Annotated in this window: 13 protein-coding genes and 1 rRNA gene; 13 read left to right on the top strand and 1 reads right to left on the bottom strand. The window is 73.6% G+C overall.

Going from position 1 to position 17,750, the window contains the following annotated elements; genetic code table 11:
• Window positions 1–3 precede the first annotated feature (3 nt).
• From rrf to KZX45_RS15975, 5 genes are all read left to right on the top strand, one after another.
• Window positions 4–120 (top strand): 5S ribosomal RNA (gene rrf, locus KZX45_RS15995).
• A gap of 482 nt (window positions 121–602) precedes the next feature.
• Entirely contained in the window at window positions 603–2,312 is a 1,710-nt protein-coding gene (gene ilvD, locus KZX45_RS15990) for a dihydroxy-acid dehydratase (RefSeq protein WP_248258747.1), read from the top strand.
• Between the two features lie 419 nt (window positions 2,313–2,731).
• Window positions 2,732–3,913, top strand: coding sequence for a DUF1611 domain-containing protein (locus KZX45_RS15985; protein WP_248258746.1), 1,182 nt, complete (start codon window positions 2,732–2,734; stop codon window positions 3,911–3,913).
• Complete coding sequence (locus tag KZX45_RS15980) at window positions 3,910–5,634, top strand: ABC transporter ATP-binding protein (protein ID WP_248258745.1); 1,725 nt, start codon at window positions 3,910–3,912, stop codon at window positions 5,632–5,634. The genes KZX45_RS15985 and KZX45_RS15980 overlap by 4 nt, the downstream gene beginning before the upstream one ends.
• Window positions 5,631–5,834, top strand: a complete 204-nt coding sequence (locus KZX45_RS15975) for a DUF4177 domain-containing protein (protein WP_248258744.1) — start codon at window positions 5,631–5,633, stop codon at window positions 5,832–5,834. The genes KZX45_RS15980 and KZX45_RS15975 overlap by 4 nt, the downstream gene beginning before the upstream one ends.
• Before the next feature lie 148 nt (window positions 5,835–5,982).
• Here the strand turns inward: KZX45_RS15975 and KZX45_RS15970 are convergent, their stop codons facing one another.
• Window positions 5,983–7,554 carry an aspartate:alanine exchanger family transporter gene (locus KZX45_RS15970; RefSeq protein WP_248258743.1) on the bottom strand — a complete coding sequence of 524 codons (1,572 nt, stop codon included), beginning with the start codon at window positions 7,552–7,554 and terminating at the stop codon, window positions 5,983–5,985.
• Between the two features lie 237 nt (window positions 7,555–7,791).
• Here KZX45_RS15970 and KZX45_RS15965 point away from each other — a divergent pair, with 237 nt between their 5' ends.
• The 8 genes from KZX45_RS15965 to KZX45_RS15930 all read left to right on the top strand — a co-directional run bounded on the left by KZX45_RS15965 (window position 7,792) and on the right by KZX45_RS15930 (window position 17,701).
• On the top strand, window positions 7,792–8,463 hold the full coding sequence (locus KZX45_RS15965; RefSeq protein WP_248258742.1) for a 4a-hydroxytetrahydrobiopterin dehydratase: 672 nt from the start codon (window positions 7,792–7,794) through the stop codon (window positions 8,461–8,463).
• 284 nt (window positions 8,464–8,747) lie between these two features.
• Window positions 8,748–10,595 carry an acetolactate synthase large subunit gene (locus KZX45_RS15960; RefSeq protein WP_248258741.1) on the top strand — a complete coding sequence of 616 codons (1,848 nt, stop codon included), beginning with the start codon at window positions 8,748–8,750 and terminating at the stop codon, window positions 10,593–10,595.
• 10 nt (window positions 10,596–10,605) lie between these two features.
• Complete coding sequence (ilvN, locus tag KZX45_RS15955) at window positions 10,606–11,133, top strand: acetolactate synthase small subunit (RefSeq protein WP_248258740.1); 528 nt, start codon at window positions 10,606–10,608, stop codon at window positions 11,131–11,133.
• Between the two features lie 21 nt (window positions 11,134–11,154).
• The gene (gene ilvC, locus KZX45_RS15950; protein ID WP_282453802.1) at window positions 11,155–12,222 is read left to right on the top strand and encodes a ketol-acid reductoisomerase; all 1,068 of its coding nucleotides are present in this window, start codon (window positions 11,155–11,157) and stop codon (window positions 12,220–12,222) included.
• Window positions 12,223–12,409: 187 nt separating this feature from the next.
• Window positions 12,410–13,969 carry an HD domain-containing phosphohydrolase gene (locus KZX45_RS15945; protein ID WP_248258738.1) on the top strand — a complete coding sequence of 520 codons (1,560 nt, stop codon included), beginning with the start codon at window positions 12,410–12,412 and terminating at the stop codon, window positions 13,967–13,969.
• Between the two features lie 55 nt (window positions 13,970–14,024).
• Complete coding sequence (locus KZX45_RS15940; protein WP_248258737.1) at window positions 14,025–15,224, top strand: MFS transporter; 1,200 nt, start codon at window positions 14,025–14,027, stop codon at window positions 15,222–15,224.
• A 138-nt stretch (window positions 15,225–15,362) separates the two neighbouring features.
• Window positions 15,363–16,424, top strand: coding sequence for a 3-isopropylmalate dehydrogenase (locus KZX45_RS15935; RefSeq protein ID WP_248258736.1), 1,062 nt, complete (start codon window positions 15,363–15,365; stop codon window positions 16,422–16,424).
• Between the two features lie 119 nt (window positions 16,425–16,543).
• The gene (locus KZX45_RS15930; RefSeq protein ID WP_248258735.1) at window positions 16,544–17,701 is read left to right on the top strand and encodes a branched-chain amino acid aminotransferase; all 1,158 of its coding nucleotides are present in this window, start codon (window positions 16,544–16,546) and stop codon (window positions 17,699–17,701) included.
• The last annotated feature ends 49 nt before the right edge of the window (window positions 17,702–17,750 follow it).

The raw sequence follows: 17,750 nt of genomic DNA, 5'->3' as shown, positions 1-17,750 counted from the left end.
AGTTACGGCGGTCATAGCGAGGGGGAAACGCCCGGTCCCATTCCGAACCCGGAAGCTAAGCCCCTCAGCGCCGATGGTACTGCACGGGAGACTGTGTGGGAGAGTAGGACACCGCCGAACACCCATTAAAGGAATGGCCCCCACCACCGGTGGGGGCTATTCCTGCATTCCCGGACGGGGCGAGCCGGGCTGGGCATTTCTTGCTGCGCGGCTCGCGTGCACCGTTCGGGCGGCAGGCCACTTGTCAGCACCTTCCGGGCCGATTCTTCGACGGTGCGGCCCCACGTCCTGCGGTTCTTCCTCGCGCGGCCGGCACGGGGAGTCTCGCAGGCACGGGCGATCGTCGGCACGAGCATTCGCCGGCAGATCGTTTTCCGCTGGGCAGGAGGCTTTCTCCGCATTCGCCGGCGGATGACATTCTGCGCCCAGACCAGGCCCGTTTTGAACGCCGCGACCGCCACATGCTCGAGGGTCCACCATGACGATCTTCGGGGGACAGAGACGGTGCCCGCTGGCCGATCGATCTTTTCCTGATTCTGCGGCCGTCCCGCAGTTCGGCCCGGTGAGGTGGCCGGGAACGGACGGGTCCTAGACTCGAGCGCATGAGCACTGATGCCATGTCCGGCCCGGACATCAAGCCCCGCAGCCGCACCGTCACCGACGGCCTCGAAGCGACCGCCGCCCGCGGGATGCTCCGCGCCGTCGGCATGGGCGACGAGGACTTCGCCAAACCGCAGATCGGCATCGCCAGCTCGTGGAACGAGATCACCCCCTGCAACCTCTCGCTCGACCGGCTCGCACAGGCCGCCAAGGAAGGTGTCCACGCCGGCGGCGGCTACCCGCTGCAGTTCGGGACGATCTCGGTCTCGGACGGCATCTCCATGGGTCACGAGGGGATGCACTTCTCGCTCGTCTCCCGCGACGTCATCGCGGACTCGGTCGAGACCGTGATGATGGCGGAGCGGCTCGACGGCTCGATCCTGCTCGCCGGGTGCGACAAGTCGCTGCCGGGGATGCTCATGGCCGCGGCCCGGCTGGACCTGGCGAGCGTGTTCATCTATGCCGGCACCATCATGCCCGGCTGGGTGAAGCTCTCCGACGGCACCGAGAAGGACGTCACCATCATCGATGCGTTCGAGGCCGTCGGCGCGTGTTCCCGCGGCCTCATGAGCCGGGAGGACCTCGACCGCATCGAGCGGGCCATCTGCCCGGGCGAGGGCGCCTGCGGCGGGTACTACACCGCGAACACCATGGCTACCGTGGCCGAGGCGATCGGGATGTCGGTGCCGGGTTCAGCGTCCCCGCCGTCGGCGGACCGTCGCCGCGACGCCGATGCGCGCCGCGCCGGTGAGGCCGTTGTCGAGATGCTGCGGCTGGGGATCACCGCTCGCGACATCATGACGAAGGACGCGTTCGAGAATGCGATCGCCGTCGTGCAGGCCTTCGGTGGGTCGACCAATGCGGTGCTCCACCTGCTCGCGATCGCCCACGAGGCGGACGTCGATCTCACGCTCGAGGACTTCTCCCGTATCGGCGCGAAGGTTCCGCACATCGCTGACCTGAAGCCGTACGGCAAGTACGTCATGAACGACGTGGACCGCGTGGGTGGCATCCAGGTGGTCATGAAGCAGCTCCTCGAGGCCGGCCTGCTCCACGGGGACTGCATGACCGTGACGGGGAAGACCGTCGCCGAGAATCTTGAGAAGCTCAACCCGCCGGCCCCGGACGGGCGTGTGCTGCGTCCCGCATCCGAGCCGGTGGCCGAGACGGGCGGCATCACGATCCTGCACGGCAGCCTCGCCCCCGAGGGCGCCGTCGTGAAGTCGGCCGGGTTCGAGTCTGACGTCTTCGAGGGGACCGCCCGCGTGTTCGACCGGGAGCGGGCCGCGATGGACGCGCTCGAGGACGGCACGATCACCCACGGCGACGTCGTCGTGATCCGTTACGAGGGGCCCAAGGGCGGCCCCGGGATGCGCGAGATGCTCGCCATCACGGGTGCCATCAAGGGCGCGGGCCTCGGTAAGGACGTCCTGCTCATGACCGACGGGCGGTTCTCCGGCGGAACCACCGGGCTGTGCGTCGGTCACATCGCGCCCGAGGCCGTTGACGGCGGCCCCATCGCTTTCGTCCAGGACGGCGACCGGATCCGTCTCGACGTGGCGGCGGGCCGGCTGGACCTGCTCGTCGACGAGGAGGAGCTTGCCCGACGCGGAGCGGGGTGGGCGCCGCTCCCGCCCAAGTTCACCCGCGGTGTGCTGGGCAAGTACACCAAGCTGGTGCAGTCCGCCTCCCGCGGCGCGATCCTCGAGTAGAGCGAGCTGAAAGATTGGAACGGAAGGCCCGCCCCTGAGGGGGCGGGCCGTCCGTCCCCTTGCGCCTGCCCGCCGAGCTGACCGACTCCGGCACGGCGGGCTGCCAGCGCCGGCGGCCCGCCTAGGGGTGAGTCACCCGACGAGGGAGCGGCCCGCCTAGGGGTGAGTCACCCGACGAGGGGGCAGCCCGCGGATAGAGGTGGCCACCGACGAGGCGGCCCGCCGGGGCGGGTGGGCCGCCCGACGGGCGAGTCACTCGTGGCCCCGTCGGCGGGTGAACGTGAGGTGTCCAGGCGATGAGGGTCCTCTCATGGCGCCATCATCTGCTCTTCACCGGCCCTGCCTAACGTCTTTCCGGACAGCACCGGCCGCAATCCGCCGTCGGGAGAGCTGTCGACGTCGGCTCGGAGGGAACCACCATGACTGTCACCGCCTCGACCACCCCGTTCACGGGCAGCCCGTTCGCCGGCGACGAACCGGGCCTCTCATCTGAACCGGGGGCCGCAGCCCTGCCTCCAGGGGGCGCACGCCAGGAGATCCCGGAGCTGAGGCTCAGGTGGGCGAAGAAGGCCTACACCACCCGGTACCTCGCGGAGCGCCTGGCTGCGGACGCGCGAGGCTACGGCCTGCTCACCGGCGCGGAGGTCCGGCCCTCGGCCGGCGACGTCGTGCTGGCGCGGGTGGTCCGGCTCGGCCAGCACAAGCGGCTCGAGGGCCCCGGGAGCCGGCGCCAGACCCTCTTCGTCGGTGACGAGGTCCTGGTCGCCTACGGGCACCGCTACGCCCCTGACCAGTTCGAGGCCGAGGTCCCCGACGATCTGCGGCACACGCACCTCGTGGCGGCCGGCGGCCTCACCGGCGTGGTCACGGGACAGCACGCGCGCATGGAGGACGCCACGACCCTCGAGCCGCTCGGGCTCCTCGCCGACGACCAGGGTGTCGTCACCCTCGGCCGGCTCGCGCCGCAGCGGCTGCTCCCCGACGTCCCGGGCGCCCCGCACGGGCGCTTCCCGACCGGACGGCCCACTGTCATCGCCGTGCTCGGCACGTCCATGAACTCCGGCAAGTCCACGACGCTCGCCTGCCTCGTGCGCGGGCTGGTCTCGTCCGGCCTGGCCGTCGCCGCGGGCAAGGTGACTGGCACCGGCGCCGGGGGAGACCCGCGCCTCTTCGCCGACGCCGGAGCATCCGCGGTCCTCGACTTCACCGACTTCGGCCTCCCCTCCACCTTCCGCCTCGACCACGGCCGGGTGCGCGCGCTCCTTGCCTCGCTCGTCCACGCCCTTGCCGCCACGGGGCCCGACGTCGTCGTCGTGGAGATAGCCGACGGCATCTACCAGGCCGAGACGGGGCGACTGCTCCGCGACCCGCTCTTCCGAGCCGTCGTGGACCGGGTGGTCTTCGCCGCGGGTGACGCTCTCGGCGCGACCGCGGGCGTCGGGCTCCTGCGGGCGGCGGGGATCGACGTCGCCGCCGTCAGCGGCGTCCTGACCTCCTCGCCCCTGGCCACGCGCGAGGCGACGGCGGCCGTCGACGTGGCCGTGCTGCCGACCTTCGACCTGACCGAGCCGGAGGCCGCGACCGCACTCCTCCCGCGATGACCGCGGGTCGGGGAGACGGGTTCCCGCCGCTGTGGCACGGACGCCGGCGCCGTCGGCTGCTCGGGCTCGTGGCCACCGGGGCGGGGCAGGCGGCGTGCGCCGTCACGACGGCCCTGGCGCTGTCCGCGCTCCTTGCGACGGACAGCGAGCGGGAGCGGCTCACCATGACCGTGGTGCTCTTCGTGGCCGCGGTCGGTGTCGGGGTGCTGCGGGCCCAGGAGAAGGTCCGGGCCGAGCGGCTCAGCCAGGACTACGTGCGCGAGCTGCGCCGCGGTCTGCTCGGCGCCGCGCTGACCACGCACCGGGGACCGGGGCTGGGCATCACGGTCGCCCGGACGACGAACGACCTCTCCGCCGTCCGCAACTGGGTGGCGCTCGGCATCACGCCGCTGGTGGTCGGGGTGCCCACGATCCTCGGCGCCACGGTGGCCCTGGCGGTCCTCGACCCGGCGCTCGCCGTCGCGGTCGCCGCGCCGATGCTCGTGCTGGGCGCCGCGCTGGCCGCACTCGCCGGGCCGGCGTTCCAGCGCTCGCACGAGCTGCGCCGTCGTCGGGGCCGTCTCGCCACCGCGGTGTCCGAGACGGTCACGGCCGCCCGGACGATCCGCGCCGCCGGCGGGGAACGGCGCGAGCTGCGGCAGCTCGACAAGCTCAGCGCCGCCGTCGCCGAGGCCGCCGTGGAGCGGTCGCGGGTGGCCGGGGCGCTTCGCGGTGCCGCGGCACTCGCCTCCGCGCTCGCGCTCGCCGCCGTGGCCGCCGTCGGCGCCTGGTTCGAGACGTCGGGGGCCGCCGTCGCCGGGGCGCTGACGATCGTCGGGCTGGTCGCCGGTCCGGTGACCGACCTGGGCAGGGTGGTGGAGTACCGCCAGGCGTTCCTGGCCGCCCGCCGCATCCTCGCGCCGGTGCTTGCCGACGGCAGGGCGCACCGGGCCCGGGAGCTTCGCCTGCGGCGCCGGTACGGCCCGCACCCGCCGGTGACGGCGCGGACCCGGAGCCAGCACGGCGTGGTCCACGTCGGTGACCTGGTCGTGCGCGGCGTCCGGGCGCCCGAGCTGGTCGCCCTGCCGGGCTCGCGGGTCCTGGTGCGCAGCTCCGACGCCGGCCGGGAGGACGAGACGCTGGCCGTCGTGGCAGGAGTGATGCGCATCCCGGAGGCGTGGGTGCGCGTCTCGGGCTATCCGCTCGAGGGGCTGCCGGCCACGCAGCGCCGGCTGCTCGTCGGGACCGCGGCCAGCACGGACGTCCTCGAGCGCGGGACGCTCGCGCGGGCGGTGCGCTACCGCGCCCCGGAGAGCACGGCGCCGGTGGGCGAGGTGCTCGAGTCGGTGGGCCTGGCGGCCCGGGTCGCGGCGCTCGAGCGCGGTGAGCGGACCGTGCTGCGCCGTGGGGGCGAGCCGTTGACGGCCAGCGAGCGCATGCGGGTGCTGCTGGCCCGGGCGATCTACGGGGAGCCGGCGCTGGTGGTCCTGGACCGGGTGGACACGCGGCTGGGCCAGGGAGGCCGCGAGGTGGTCGACCGGCTCTGGCGCGACTACCCGGGCGTGATCGTGGCAGCGAGCGACGAGCCCGACGCGCTGCCGGGCGCCGTGACCGTCTGGGACCTCGACGGCTCCGCGGCCGCCGGCGGCCGGCCGGTGCTCGCCCGGCCGGGCGCGGGCGCGGGAACCCCGGGCCCCGTCGTTCGTTCCACCGGTGGAGAGCGACAGAGGGAGAACGCATGAGCTACGAGTACAAGGTGGTCCAGCTCCGCGAGGGGATGATCGGCGGGAAGATCTCGGCCGACAAGCTCGAGAAGCTTCTCAACGACCACGCCCGCCAGGGGTGGCAGCTCAAGGCCATCACCTCGACCGACGTCAAGGGACGCGTGGGGCCGGGCGGTGTGGAGGGCCTCCTCGTGACCTTCGAGCGACCGGCGGGCTGAGGCGGCGGCGCCCGCCGAGGGGCAGCACGGCCGGCTGAGGAGGGGCGGTCACCCGGCTGAGGAGGGGCGGTCACCCGGCTGAGGAGGGGCGGTCAGGCGCGCAGGGGGCGCGTGACCGCCCCGGCCGCCGCACGAGCAGCCGAGGACCTCACGCCCCGCCGAGCACCTGGGCCAGCAGGATCTTGACGACCATCGCCGTCGGGTAGACGAGCGCGTAACCCAGGGCGACCCGCGGGTCGTGACCGGTGCTGCCGTTGGCGAAGGCCAGCAGGGCTGGCTGCGTCTGCGCGCCCGCGATGATCCCCGACAGGCGGGTACCGCCGCTCCGGAAGCCCCACCGCATCACCGCGTACAGGCCGACCCCCACCACACACGTCACGGCCGCGCCGAGCACCAGGATCGTCACGACGTCCCCGGAGGCGAACGCGTTCAGGATCTGGCCCCCGGCGTTGGCCCCGGCGTAGGCGAGGAAGACCAGCAGGCCGATCTCCGAGAGCACCGCGGTCGCCGTCTGGGGCAGCGACGTGACCACCGGCCCGACCCGGCCCACCCGGCCCATGACCAGCCCGACGAGCAGCGTGCCGGCGGCCGCGCCGATCGAGAAGGAGTCACCGCCCGGGACCGGGATCGGCAGCTCGCCCAGCAGCAGCCCGGCGACGAGCCCGAGACCGAGGGCGGCGGGGTTGATGTCCGACAGCCCGCGCGCGGAGTCGCCGAGGTACGCCGTCACCTCGCCGATCCGCTCGCGCGGCGCGACGACCCGGACCCGGTCGCCCAGCTGGAGCGGCATGCTCGGCACCGCCACCTGGTCGACGTCCCCGCGCCGCACCCGCACCACGGTCGCCTGGAACTTCTCCTCCAGGCCCAGCTGCGCGACCGTCCGCCCCGCGTGCGCCAGGGTCGAGATGGTGATCCGCCGGTTGTCGAGCCGGCTGCGGTCGGCGACGAGGTCGTGCGAGGAGAGGTGGCCGAGCTCCGCGACCGCAGCCTCGACCACCGGGGCGGGACCGACCACCGTCACGACGTCGCCGCGCGCGAGAACGTCGCCCGCGCCGACGGGCTCGGCCGGTCCCTCCTCCGTGTGCCGGATGCGGGAGAACCGGAGCTCCTCGCCGTGCCGGTGCTGGATCTCCGCCACGGTCGGCCGGTCGTCGCGGTCCACCCGCACCGTCCGGTCGACGACGGGGGAGGGGGCGTCCGTGTCCTCCCCCCGGTAGCGCAGCGCGAGCGAGGAGATCACGAGCATCCCGAGCACGCCGAAGAGGTAGGCCACGGAGTACCCGACGGTCGCCTCCGGGGTTCCGCCGGCGGCGGCGAGGGCCGGGGTGTTCGTCAGTGCGCCCGCGAAGGTGCCCGCCACGGTCTCGCGCCCGAGCCCGAGCGCGTTCCCGAGCCCGACGGCGGTGCCCGCCCCCGCCACCAGCGCGAGGGCGACGGCGAGCATCAGCGGCCAGGCGGTGCGCAGCGAGTGGAAGAAGTTCGGGCCCGAGGAGATGCCGGTGACGAACGCGAAGAGGGCCAGGCCGAGCGAGCCGACGACCGGGGGGATGGCGAGTGCGACACCGTTGCTCGCCCCCCACGCGCCGAGACCGATGGCGGTGAACAGGACCGCCGCGGCCCCCAGGGAGACGCCGCGGACGCTCACGCGGCCGACCAGCGCCCCGACACCGATGACGAGGAAGAGCAGGACGAGCGGCTGGGCGGCGAGCGTCTCGAGCATGGGTTGGCTCCCTGGGCCGTGCGGTGAACGCGGCGGTCACCGACCGCGTCGGTACGACGGTATCCGGCGGTTCGTCCGGTGCGCCGGGCCGGACGTCACGGGTGCGGTGTCGGCTGGGTCACCGGGCCTGTGCTCGTCCCGCCGTTGCCCGGCGCCGGCGGCGCAGCCGGAGTGAGGGGGGCGCGAACGACTCGCGCGCCCCTCGACGGTCCATCGCGCGCGTGCCAGGCTGCACACATGAAGGTGCTCAGGGACGAGGACGTCCAGTCGCGCCCGGGTCTGCAGGACTGGCGGGTGCTGGCGGGCCGGCTGCACGCGACGTTCCGGTCGGGCTCGATGACCCGCGGCATCGAGCTGGTCCGGCGCATCGGCGAGGTGGCCGAGGAGATGAACCACCACCCGGACGTCGACCTGCGGTACTACCGCGTGCACGTCGCGCTCACCACGCACGCCGCGCACGGGCTCACCGAGCGGGACGTCTCCCTCGCCGGGCGCATCGGCGCCGCCGCGGCGGAGCTCGGGATGCCGGCCGAGCCCGGCCGTCCGCGTGCCGTGGAGATCGCCGTCGACGCGCTCGACATCCCCGCGGTGCTGCCGTTCTGGCAGGCGGTCCTGGGCTACCGCACGAGGGTGGGTCCGGAGCAGGACGAGGCCGGCGCCGTCGACCTGGAGGATCCCGACGCGCGCTCGCCCGGCCTGTGGTTCCAGCAGATGGATCTGCCCCGCCCCGGGCGGGGGCGCATCCACGTCGACGTCCACCTGCCGCACGACGAGGCGGAGGCGCGCGTGCGGGCGGCGCTCCAGGCGGGCGGGCACCTCGTCAGCGACGTCTACGCGCCGTCGTGGTGGGTGCTCGCGGACGCCGAGGGCAACGAGGCCTGCGTGCGCACGTGGCAGGGTCGCGACTGACCGTCGCTCCGCCCGGCGGGTGAGGCGACGGTGGGGCGCCGGACGTCCCACTGGGCGGATCCGTGCTCCACGATGTGAGACGAGCGACCTCGGGCGTGACGCGCGCCGCACGCCGGGCTATGGTGAGGACCATGCAGTTCCGGACCGTAGTACTTACCCAGCGCGTCGCAGCCCGCTGACGGGACCTGCTGCGCGCACCCCCTCGACATCCCCGCCCGGGACGAGGGGTTTTTTCATGCCCGGCACCGCACCAGCACCGCACCACCCGACCCAGGAGGCACAAGATGGCCAAGGCACCGCACCCGGCGCCCCCTCGCCCCGCCGCGCCGGCGGCCCCTGCTGTCCGGGCGGCGCCGGCCGTAGCGCCACGGGCGACCGTCACCGAGCGCTCGACGGGCGCGCGCAACATCGTCCGCGCGCTCGAGGAGCAGGGCGTCGACACCATCTTCGGCATGCCGGGCGGTGCGATCCTGCCCACCTACGACCCGCTGTTCGACTCCACGAAGCTCCGCCACATCCTCGTGCGCCACGAGCAGGGAGCCGGCCACGCCGCAACCGGCTACGCCGCCGCCACCGGCCGCGTGGGCGTGTGCATGGCGACCTCCGGCCCGGGCGCGACGAACCTCATCACGCCGCTGGCGGACGCCCACATGGACTCCGTCCCGCTGGTCGCGATCACCGGGCAGGTCGGCGCGTCCATGATCGGCACCGACGCCTTCCAGGAGGCGGACATCGTGGGCGCGACGATGCCCGTGACGAAGCACTCCTTCCTCGTGACGGACGCCGACGAGATCCCGGCCCGCATCGCCGAGGCGTTCCACATCGCCTCCACCGGCCGGCCCGGTCCCGTCCTCGTCGACATCGCGAAGTCGGCCCAGCAGGCGGCGTCCCAGTTCGTCTGGCCTCCCGAGATGGACCTGCCCGGCTACCACCCGGTCACCAAGCCCCACGCCCGCCAGGTGCGCGAGGCCGCCCGCCTGCTCGCCACGGCGCGCAAGCCCGTCCTCTACGTCGGCGGCGGCGCCATCCGCGCGAACGCGGCCCGCGAGCTGGCGGAGCTGGTCAACGTCTCGGGTGCCGCCGTCGTCACCACGCTCATGGCCCGCGGCGCGGTCCCCGACTCCCACCCGCAGAACCTGGGCATGCCGGGGATGCACGGCACGGTGCCCGCGGTGGCCGCGCTCCAGCAGGCGGACCTGATCGTCGCGCTCGGCGCCCGCTTCGACGACCGTGTGACGGGCAGGCTCGACAGCTTCGCGCCCAGGGCGACGATCGTCCACGCGGACATCGACCCCGCCGAGATCTCGAAGAACCGCACGGCGGACGTGCCGATCGTCGGCGACCTGAAGGAGGTCGTCGCCGACCTGACCGTCGAGCTCCGGGCGGCCCACGCGCAGCACGGGCTGCCGGACCTGGAGAAGTGGTGGAAGCAGCTCGACGAGCTGCGCCACACCTACCCGCTCGGGTGGGCGCCGACCGAGGACGGCCTCATGGCCCCGCAGCACGTCATCTCCCGGCTCGGAGAGATCTCGGGGCCCGAGAGCGTCTACGTCTCCGGCGTCGGCCAGCACCAGATGTGGGCGGCGCAGTTCATCAGCTACGAGCACCCCCGGACGTGGCTGAACTCCGGCGGCCTGGGGACCATGGGCTACGCGGTCCCTGCCGCGATGGGCGCCAAGGTCGGCCGCCCCGACGCCACCGTGTGGGCCATCGACGGCGACGGCTGCTTCCAGATGACCAACCAGGAGCTGGCCACCTGCGCCCTGGAGGAGATCCCGATCAAGGTCGCCCTGATCAACAACTCCTCCCTCGGCATGGTGCGCCAGTGGCAGACCCTGTTCTACGAGGGCCGCTACTCCCACACGGACCTGCACACCGGTCACGAGACCAAGCACATCCCCGACTTCGTCAAGCTCGCCGAGGCCTACGGCTGCGTCGGCCTGCGCTGCACCTCCACCGCCGACGTCGACGCCACGATCAAGCGGGCCATGGAGATCGACGATCAGCCCGTCGTCGTCGACTTCGTGGTCAGCCGGGACGCGATGGTCTGGCCGATGGTGGCGGCCGGCGTGAGCAACGACGACATCCAGTACGCGCACGGGATCACCCCGGCGTGGGACCGCGACGAGTGAGGAGCAGCAGATGAGCACCAGGCACACCCTGTCCGTGCTGGTGGAGAACAAGCCGGGCGTCCTCACGCGCGTGGCCGCCCTCTTCGCCCGCCGCGCCTTCAACATCCACTCCCTGGCCGTGGGGCCGACCGAGCACCCGGAGATCTCCCGCATCACCGTGGTCGTGGACGCCGCCGAGCTGCCGCTGGAGCAGGTGACCAAGCAGCTCAACAAGCTGGTGAACGTTCTCAAGATCGTCGAGCTCGAGCCCGACGTCTCCGTCCAGCGCGAGCTGCTGCTGGTCAAGGTGCGCGCCGACGACGCCTCCCGGACCGCCGTCCTCCAGGTCGTCGAGCTCTTCCGGGCGCACGTCGTCGACGTCGCCCCGGACGCCGTGACCATCGAGGCCACCGGGTCCGAGAACAAGGTCCGCGCCCTGCTCACGGCCCTCGAGCCGCACGGCGTGCGTGAGATCGTCCAGTCCGGCGCCGTCGCCATCGCGCGCGGCTCTCGCTCGATGACGGACCGTGCCGTCGAGCGCAGCGTCCGGCCGGCCTGACCCGACGGCGCCCCAGAAGTCCTGACGAACACCCGTAAGTCCAACCGAAGGAGAACTACCGTGGCCGAGCTTTTCTACGACGACGACGCCGACCTGTCCGTCATCCAGTCCAAGAAGGTCGCCATCATCGGCTACGGCAGCCAGGGGCACGCGCACGCGCTGAACCTGCGCGACTCCGGCGTCGACGTCGTCGTCGGCCTGCGCGAGGGCTCCACCTCCCGCGCCAAGGCCGAGGAGGAGGGCCTGAAGGTCGCCACCGTGGCCGACGCCGTCAAGGAGGCGGACGTGGTCATGATCCTCGCCCCGGACCAGGCCCAGCGCGGCCTCTTCGCCGACGAGATCGAGCCCAACCTCAAGGACGACGCCGCGATCTTCTTCGCGCACGGGTTCAACATCCGCTTCGGCTACATCAAGCCCTCCGCCGGGCACGACGTCGCCATGGTCGCCCCCAAGGGTCCGGGCCACACCGTGCGCCGCGAGTACGAGGCCGGCCGCGGCGTGCCGGTGATCGTCGCCGTGGAGCAGGACGCCTCGGGCCACGCCTGGGAGGTCGCGCTGAGCTACGCCAAGGCGATCGGCGGACTGCGCGCGGCGGGCATCAGGACCACCTTCACCGAGGAGACCGAGACCGACCTCTTCGGCGAGCAGGCCGTGCTGTGCGGCGGCGTCTCGGCGCTCATCCAGAACGGCTTCGAGGTCCTCACCGAGGCGGGCTACCAGCCCGAGATCGCCTACTTCGAGGTGCTCCACGAGATGAAGCTGATCGTCGACCTCATCTGGGAGGGCGGCATCTCCAAGCAGCGCTGGTCCGTCTCCGACACCGCGGAGTACGGCGACTACGTCTCCGGCCCGCGCGTCATCACTCCCGAGGTGAAGGAGAACATGAAGAAGGTTCTCGCCGACGTCCAGTCCGGCGCCTTCGCCGAACGGTTCATCAAGGACCAGGACGCCGGCGCGCCGGAGTTCAAGGAGCTGCGCGCCAAGGGTGAGAACCACCCGATCGAGACCACCGGCCGCGAGCTGCGCAAGCTGTTCGCCTGGACCGACTCCCGCGACGCGGACTACGTCGAGGGCCACGTCGGCCGCTGACGACCTCGTGCGACGGTGAGGACCCTGCCCGGGTCCTCACCGTCGCGGCGTCTCCGGCGTCGACGGCGCGTTCATCGGCACTGCCCACGCCGATCCCCGGTGAGCGCCCCCGATGACCCCGCGGCGTAGGGCCCTCCCCGGACCGCGGACCGTTGCGGTGGGCGCCGGCGCCTGTCATCGTGACGGCGTGATCCGACTCCTGGGGATCCTCGGCGGCCTCTCCGGCGCGATGGACCTGGGGACCGGTGCTCCGCCGGACGAGTCTCTCGTCCGCTGCGTGGTGGCGGTCCGGCTGGCCCGTGCCGTCGGCTGCCCGGACGATGACGTCCGCACGGTCCTGTACGCCTCGCTCCTCGAGCACCTCGGCTGCACCGCCGCCTCGGTGGAGGCCGCGCACCTCTTCGGTGACGACATCTCCGTCGTCCGCTACAGCTTCGTCGCGGACCTGACCCGCCCGGGCGACGTCTTGCGCACCTTCGTGCCGGGCGTGGCCGCCGCGTCCGGGCGGGGGCGGGGACGGACCCTGCTCTCGGCGGTGCGGGCCGCGCGCGACGACGGCCCACCGCGGGCGACGTGCGAGGTCGCCAGCGACGCCGCCCGGCGTCTCGACCTCGGCGACGGCGTCGTCCGGGCGCTCGCGCACGTCACCGGCCAGTGGGACGGGAAGGGCTACCCGGCGGTGGCGGGGGAGGACATCCCGCTGGCGACGCGGATCGTTCACGTCGCAGGGGCCGCCGTGCTGCTGGCGCTGCTCATGGACCCACGGTCAGCTCTCGCCGAGCTGCGGCGGCGTGCGGGGACGCTGCTCGACCCCCGCCTGGTCGAGGCGTGCACGGCGGAGCTGCTCGGGAGCGCCGTCGACGACGGCGGGGCGGGGGCCGGCGGGGCGGGCGCCGTCGGGGCGGGGGCCGTCGGAACGGGCGACGGCGGGACTGCGGACCCCCTCGACGTCGTGCTCGGTCTCGAGCCGGACCCGGTGCGCCACGTCGACGACCGCGCGTTCGCGGACGTCGCCCGTACCTTCGGCGATCTCGTGGACCTCAAGAGCCCGCGACTGCACGGCCACTCCGCCGCGGTGGCCGGTCTCGCCGCCGACGCGGCGGGCCACCTGCGGCCGGCCGACGCCGGGCGGCTGCGGCTCGCCGGGCACCTCCACGACCTCGGCCGCATCGCCGTCTCGGGCCGCATCTGGAACAAGGTCGGCCCGCTCACCCGGGCCGAGGACGACCAGGCGCGTCTGCACCCCTACTTCACGGAGCGGATCCTGGCGCGTGCGCCCGCACTGGCGGGCGTCGCCACGATCGCGGCAGCGCACCACGAACGGTGCGACGGGAGCGGCTACCACCGCGGGCTGCGCGCGGCGGACCTCTCCCTCGAGGCGCGGATCCTCGCCGCCGCGGACGCGTACCGCACGCGCGTCGAGGCGGGCGGGGAGGACGCCGCCGACCACCTCGCGGCGCAGGCCCGGTCGGGCCGGCTGGACCCGGACGCCGTCGCGGCGGTCCTGCAGGCGGCCGGGCGGCGCACCGCGCGCGTCGGAGGGGTCGCCGGCCTCACCGAGCGTCAGGTCGAGGTGCTCCGCCTGGTGGCCCAGGGCCGGACCAACCGGGACATCGCCGACCTGCTCGTCATCTCCCCGCGGACCGCCGAGCACCACGTCCAGGACATCTACGTCCGCATCGGTGCCAGCACGCGGGCGGCCGCGGCGCTGTTCGCCATGGAGCACGGACTCCTCGAGCGCCGCTGAACCCGTGCGTAGATCTACCCATGTACGCCCGGCCGCCCGCGCCGACAATGGCCGCATGGACATCGAGTCCGGGCGGACCGCACAGAGACAGCGGCTGTTCACGAGGCCGTTCGTCCTGCTCTCCCTGGCCGAGCTCGCCTACTTCAGCGCCACCGGCGTCGCCATCTACACCCTCCCCGTCTACGTCACCGGACCGGTCGGCTCCGACGCCGCGGGCGTCGGGCTGGCCTTCGGCGCCTTCGCCGTCGTCGCGCTGATGCTGCGGCCCCTCGCCGGCCGCGTGGCCGACGTCCGGGGCCGACGTCCGATCATGGTCGCCGGCGCGCTGCTCTGTGCCGTGTGCCTGGCGCTCACGGCCCAGGCGGCGACGCTGGGCGGTGTCGTCGCGCTGCGCCTCCTGCTGGGCGCGGCCGAGGCCGCCTTCTTCGTCGCCGCCGTCGCGGCGCTCGTGGACCTGGCGCCGCAGAGCCGGATGGGGGAGGCCCTGAGCTACAACTCTCTCGGCCTCTACCTCGGGCTCACCGCCGGTCCGCCGCTGGGCGAGCTCCTGGTGCGGACCGTGGGGTTCGCCGCCGCCTGGGTGGGGGCGGCGGTGCTGGCCGCTGGTGCGGCGGCGCTCGTGCTGGGTATCGGCGAGACGCGACCGCCCGGTCCGCTCGGGCAGGGCGCCCGTCACCTCATCCACCGGGCATCGCTCCCGGTGGGGCTGGCGTTCCTGGCCTCCACCGTCGCCATGGGCGGGTTCTTCGCGTTCGCAGCGCTCCACGCCGCCGATGTGCGCCTGACCACCACCAGCCTGCCCCTGCTCACCTACGGCGCCGTGGTCGTCGTCGTCCGGATTGCCTGCGCGCGGGTGCCGGACCGCGTCCCGCCGCTCCCGCTCGGCGCCTGCGCGATCCTGACGATGGCCGTCGGACTGACCGTGCTGGCGCTGTGGACCTCCCCGGCCGGCGCTGTGATCGGAGCGGGGGTCATGGGGCTTGGCATCGCGTTCAGCACGCCCGCCCTCTTCGCTGCCGCCTTCGCGAGGGCCAGCGCGGACGCGCGGGGCGCCGCCTCCGGCACGCTCAGTGCGTTCCTCGACCTGGGGATCGGCGGTGGACCGATCCTGCTCGGCCTGGTCGCGCGGTCGAGCGGCATCCCGGCGGCGTTCAGCGTCGCCGCGGGGGTCGCGCTCCTGGGCGGCGTGCGGGCGATCGTGCTGGCTGTGCGGGAGCGGCAGAGCGCCGCCGGCGCGGCGGCGGTCGCCGCGTGACGGGGGACCTCCGGGATGCGGGGATTGCTCCCGTGCGGGGCGGGAGCCGCCGGAGGAGCGGACCCACGCAGCCTTGGCCATGTTCGGATCGTGAGATCCGGGTCCCGCTCAGTGGACGGACCGAGTAGTTTCGCCTTCATGACGCGCACGATCAAGCTGGCAGTGGTGGCGGGCGACGGGATCGGCCCGGAGGTGGTCGCCGAGGGCCTCAAGGTGCTCGACACCGTCCTCGCCGGCTCGGGTGTCGCGGTGGAGCGCACCGCCTTCGACCTCGGCGCCCAGCGCTGGCACCGGACCGGGGAGACCCTCACCGACGAGGACCTCGCCGCGATCCGTCAGCACGACGCCATCCTGCTCGGCGCGATCGGTGACCCGTCCGTCCCGTCCGGCGTCCTCGAGCGAGGCCTCCTCCTCAAGCTCCGGTTCGCCCTGGACCACTACGTCAACCTTCGCCCCTCGCGCCTGTACCCCGGCGTCCCGACCCCGCTGGCGAACCCCGGCGACGTGGACTTCGTCGTCGTCCGGGAAGGCACCGAGGGCCCCTACGTCGGCAACGGCGGCGCGATCCGCGTCGGCACCCCGCACGAGGTGGCCAACGAGGTCTCGGTCAACACCGCGTTCGGCGTCGAGCGCGTCGTGCGGGACGCGTTCGCCCGCGCCCAGGCCCGCCCGCGCAAGAAGCTCACGCTCGTGCACAAGCACAACGTCCTCGTGCACGCCGGGCACCTCTGGCGGCGCACGGTCGAGGCCGTCGGGGCCGAGTACCCGGAGGTCAGCGTCGACTACGCGCACGTCGACGCCGCGACCATCTACCTGGTGACCGACCCGTCCCGGTTCGACGTCATCGTCACCGACAACCTCTTCGGCGACATCCTCACCGACCTCGCGGCGGCCATCACCGGCGGCATCGGGCTGGCCGCCTCCGGCAACGTCAACCCCGAGCGCACCACCCCGTCGATGTTCGAGCCGGTGCACGGGTCCGCGCCGGACATCGCCGGCCAGGCGAAGGCCGACCCCACCGCCACGGTGCTCTCGGTCTCCCTCATGCTCGAGCACCTCGGCCTGACCGAGGAGGCGCGCCGCGTCGCCGACGCGGTCGCCGCCGACATCGCCGAGCGCGACGGCACGCCGCGCTCCACCAGCGCGGTGGGCGACGCCCTCGCGGCGCGGGTAGCCTCCGGCGCCCGAGTATCGGGCTGACCGAGAGCAGCGTCCCGCCGCCCCGCGCGGCCCCGTCACGAGCCCGTCGGCCCTCCCGCCGACGGGCCGTCGGCGATACCGTCGTCCCCAGCACTCGCACCCGAGAAGGGTTGTCCCCCATGAGCACCTCGTCCGACCAGCTCTCCACGCTGACCGGGCCCACCGCGGCCGAACTGCCGGCCGCGGCCGACCTCGCCCCCCGCTTCCCCCTGACCGTCAACGCCGCGCCGGCGGGCGAGGACGCCTTCAGCGCCGTGATGGACAACCTCAGCTTCGGGGTCTCCTTCACCGACCACATGGCCCGCGCCACCTGGACCCCGCGCGAGGGGTGGCACGGCCACCGGGTGGAGGCGTTCGGCCCGCTCACTCTCTCGCCCGCCGCCGCCGTCCTGCACTACGGCCAGGAGATCTTCGAGGGGCTCAAGGCGTACCGGCACGCGGACGGGTCCGTGTGGACCTTCCGGCCCGGCTTCAACGCCGCCCGCTTCAACGCCTCCGCGCGGCGCCTGGCCATGCCGGAGCTGCCCGAGGAGGACTTCGTCGCCTCCCTCGCCGCACTGGTCGCGGCCGACGCCCGCTGGGTCCCGTCGGTCCCCGGCTCGAGCCTGTACCTGCGCCCGTTCGCGATCGCGACCGAGCCCTTCCTCGGTGTGCGCTCCGCCCACCAGGTGGAGTACCTCCTCATCGCCTCGCCCGTGGGTCCGTACTTCGCTCACGGCTTCGAGCCGGTCGCGATCTGGGTGGCGGAGGACTACCACCGCGTGGGGCCGGGCGGCATGGGTGCGGCCAAGACCGGCGGAAACTACGCCGCGTCCCTGCTGCCGCAGCAGGAGGCCTACGAGAAGGGCTTCGAGCAGGTCTGCTTCCTCGACGCCGCCACAGGCACCAAGCTCGAGGAGCTCGGGGGCATGAACGTCTTCGTCGTCGGGGCCGACGGCGCCGTGCGCACCCCGTCGCTGACGGGGACCATCCTCGAGGGCGGCACCCGCGGCGCCATCCTGCAGCTGCTGCGCGAGTCCGGGCGCAAGGTCAGCGAGGAGACGATCAACCTCACCGAGCTGCTGGAGCAGATCCGCTCCGGCGAGGTCTCCGAGATGTTCGCCTGCGGGACCGCCGCAGTCATCACGCCGATCGGCCGGCTCGCGGGCAGCGGCTTCGACGTCACCGTGGCCGACGGACGGCCCGGTGCGGTCACCAGCGGCCTCTACGGCGAGCTGACCGACATCCAGTACGGGCTCCGGCCCGACACCCACGACTGGATGTACCGGCTAGCCTGACCGGGCCGCCGGTGCCTCGCGCCGAGAACGCCCTCCGTGCCCGTCCGCA

The sequence above is a fragment of the Georgenia sp. EYE_87 genome (assembly GCF_023148685.1).
Taxonomy (GTDB): domain Bacteria; phylum Actinomycetota; class Actinomycetes; order Actinomycetales; family Actinomycetaceae; genus Georgenia.
This window is presented reverse-complemented; position numbering and strand designations above follow the sequence as displayed.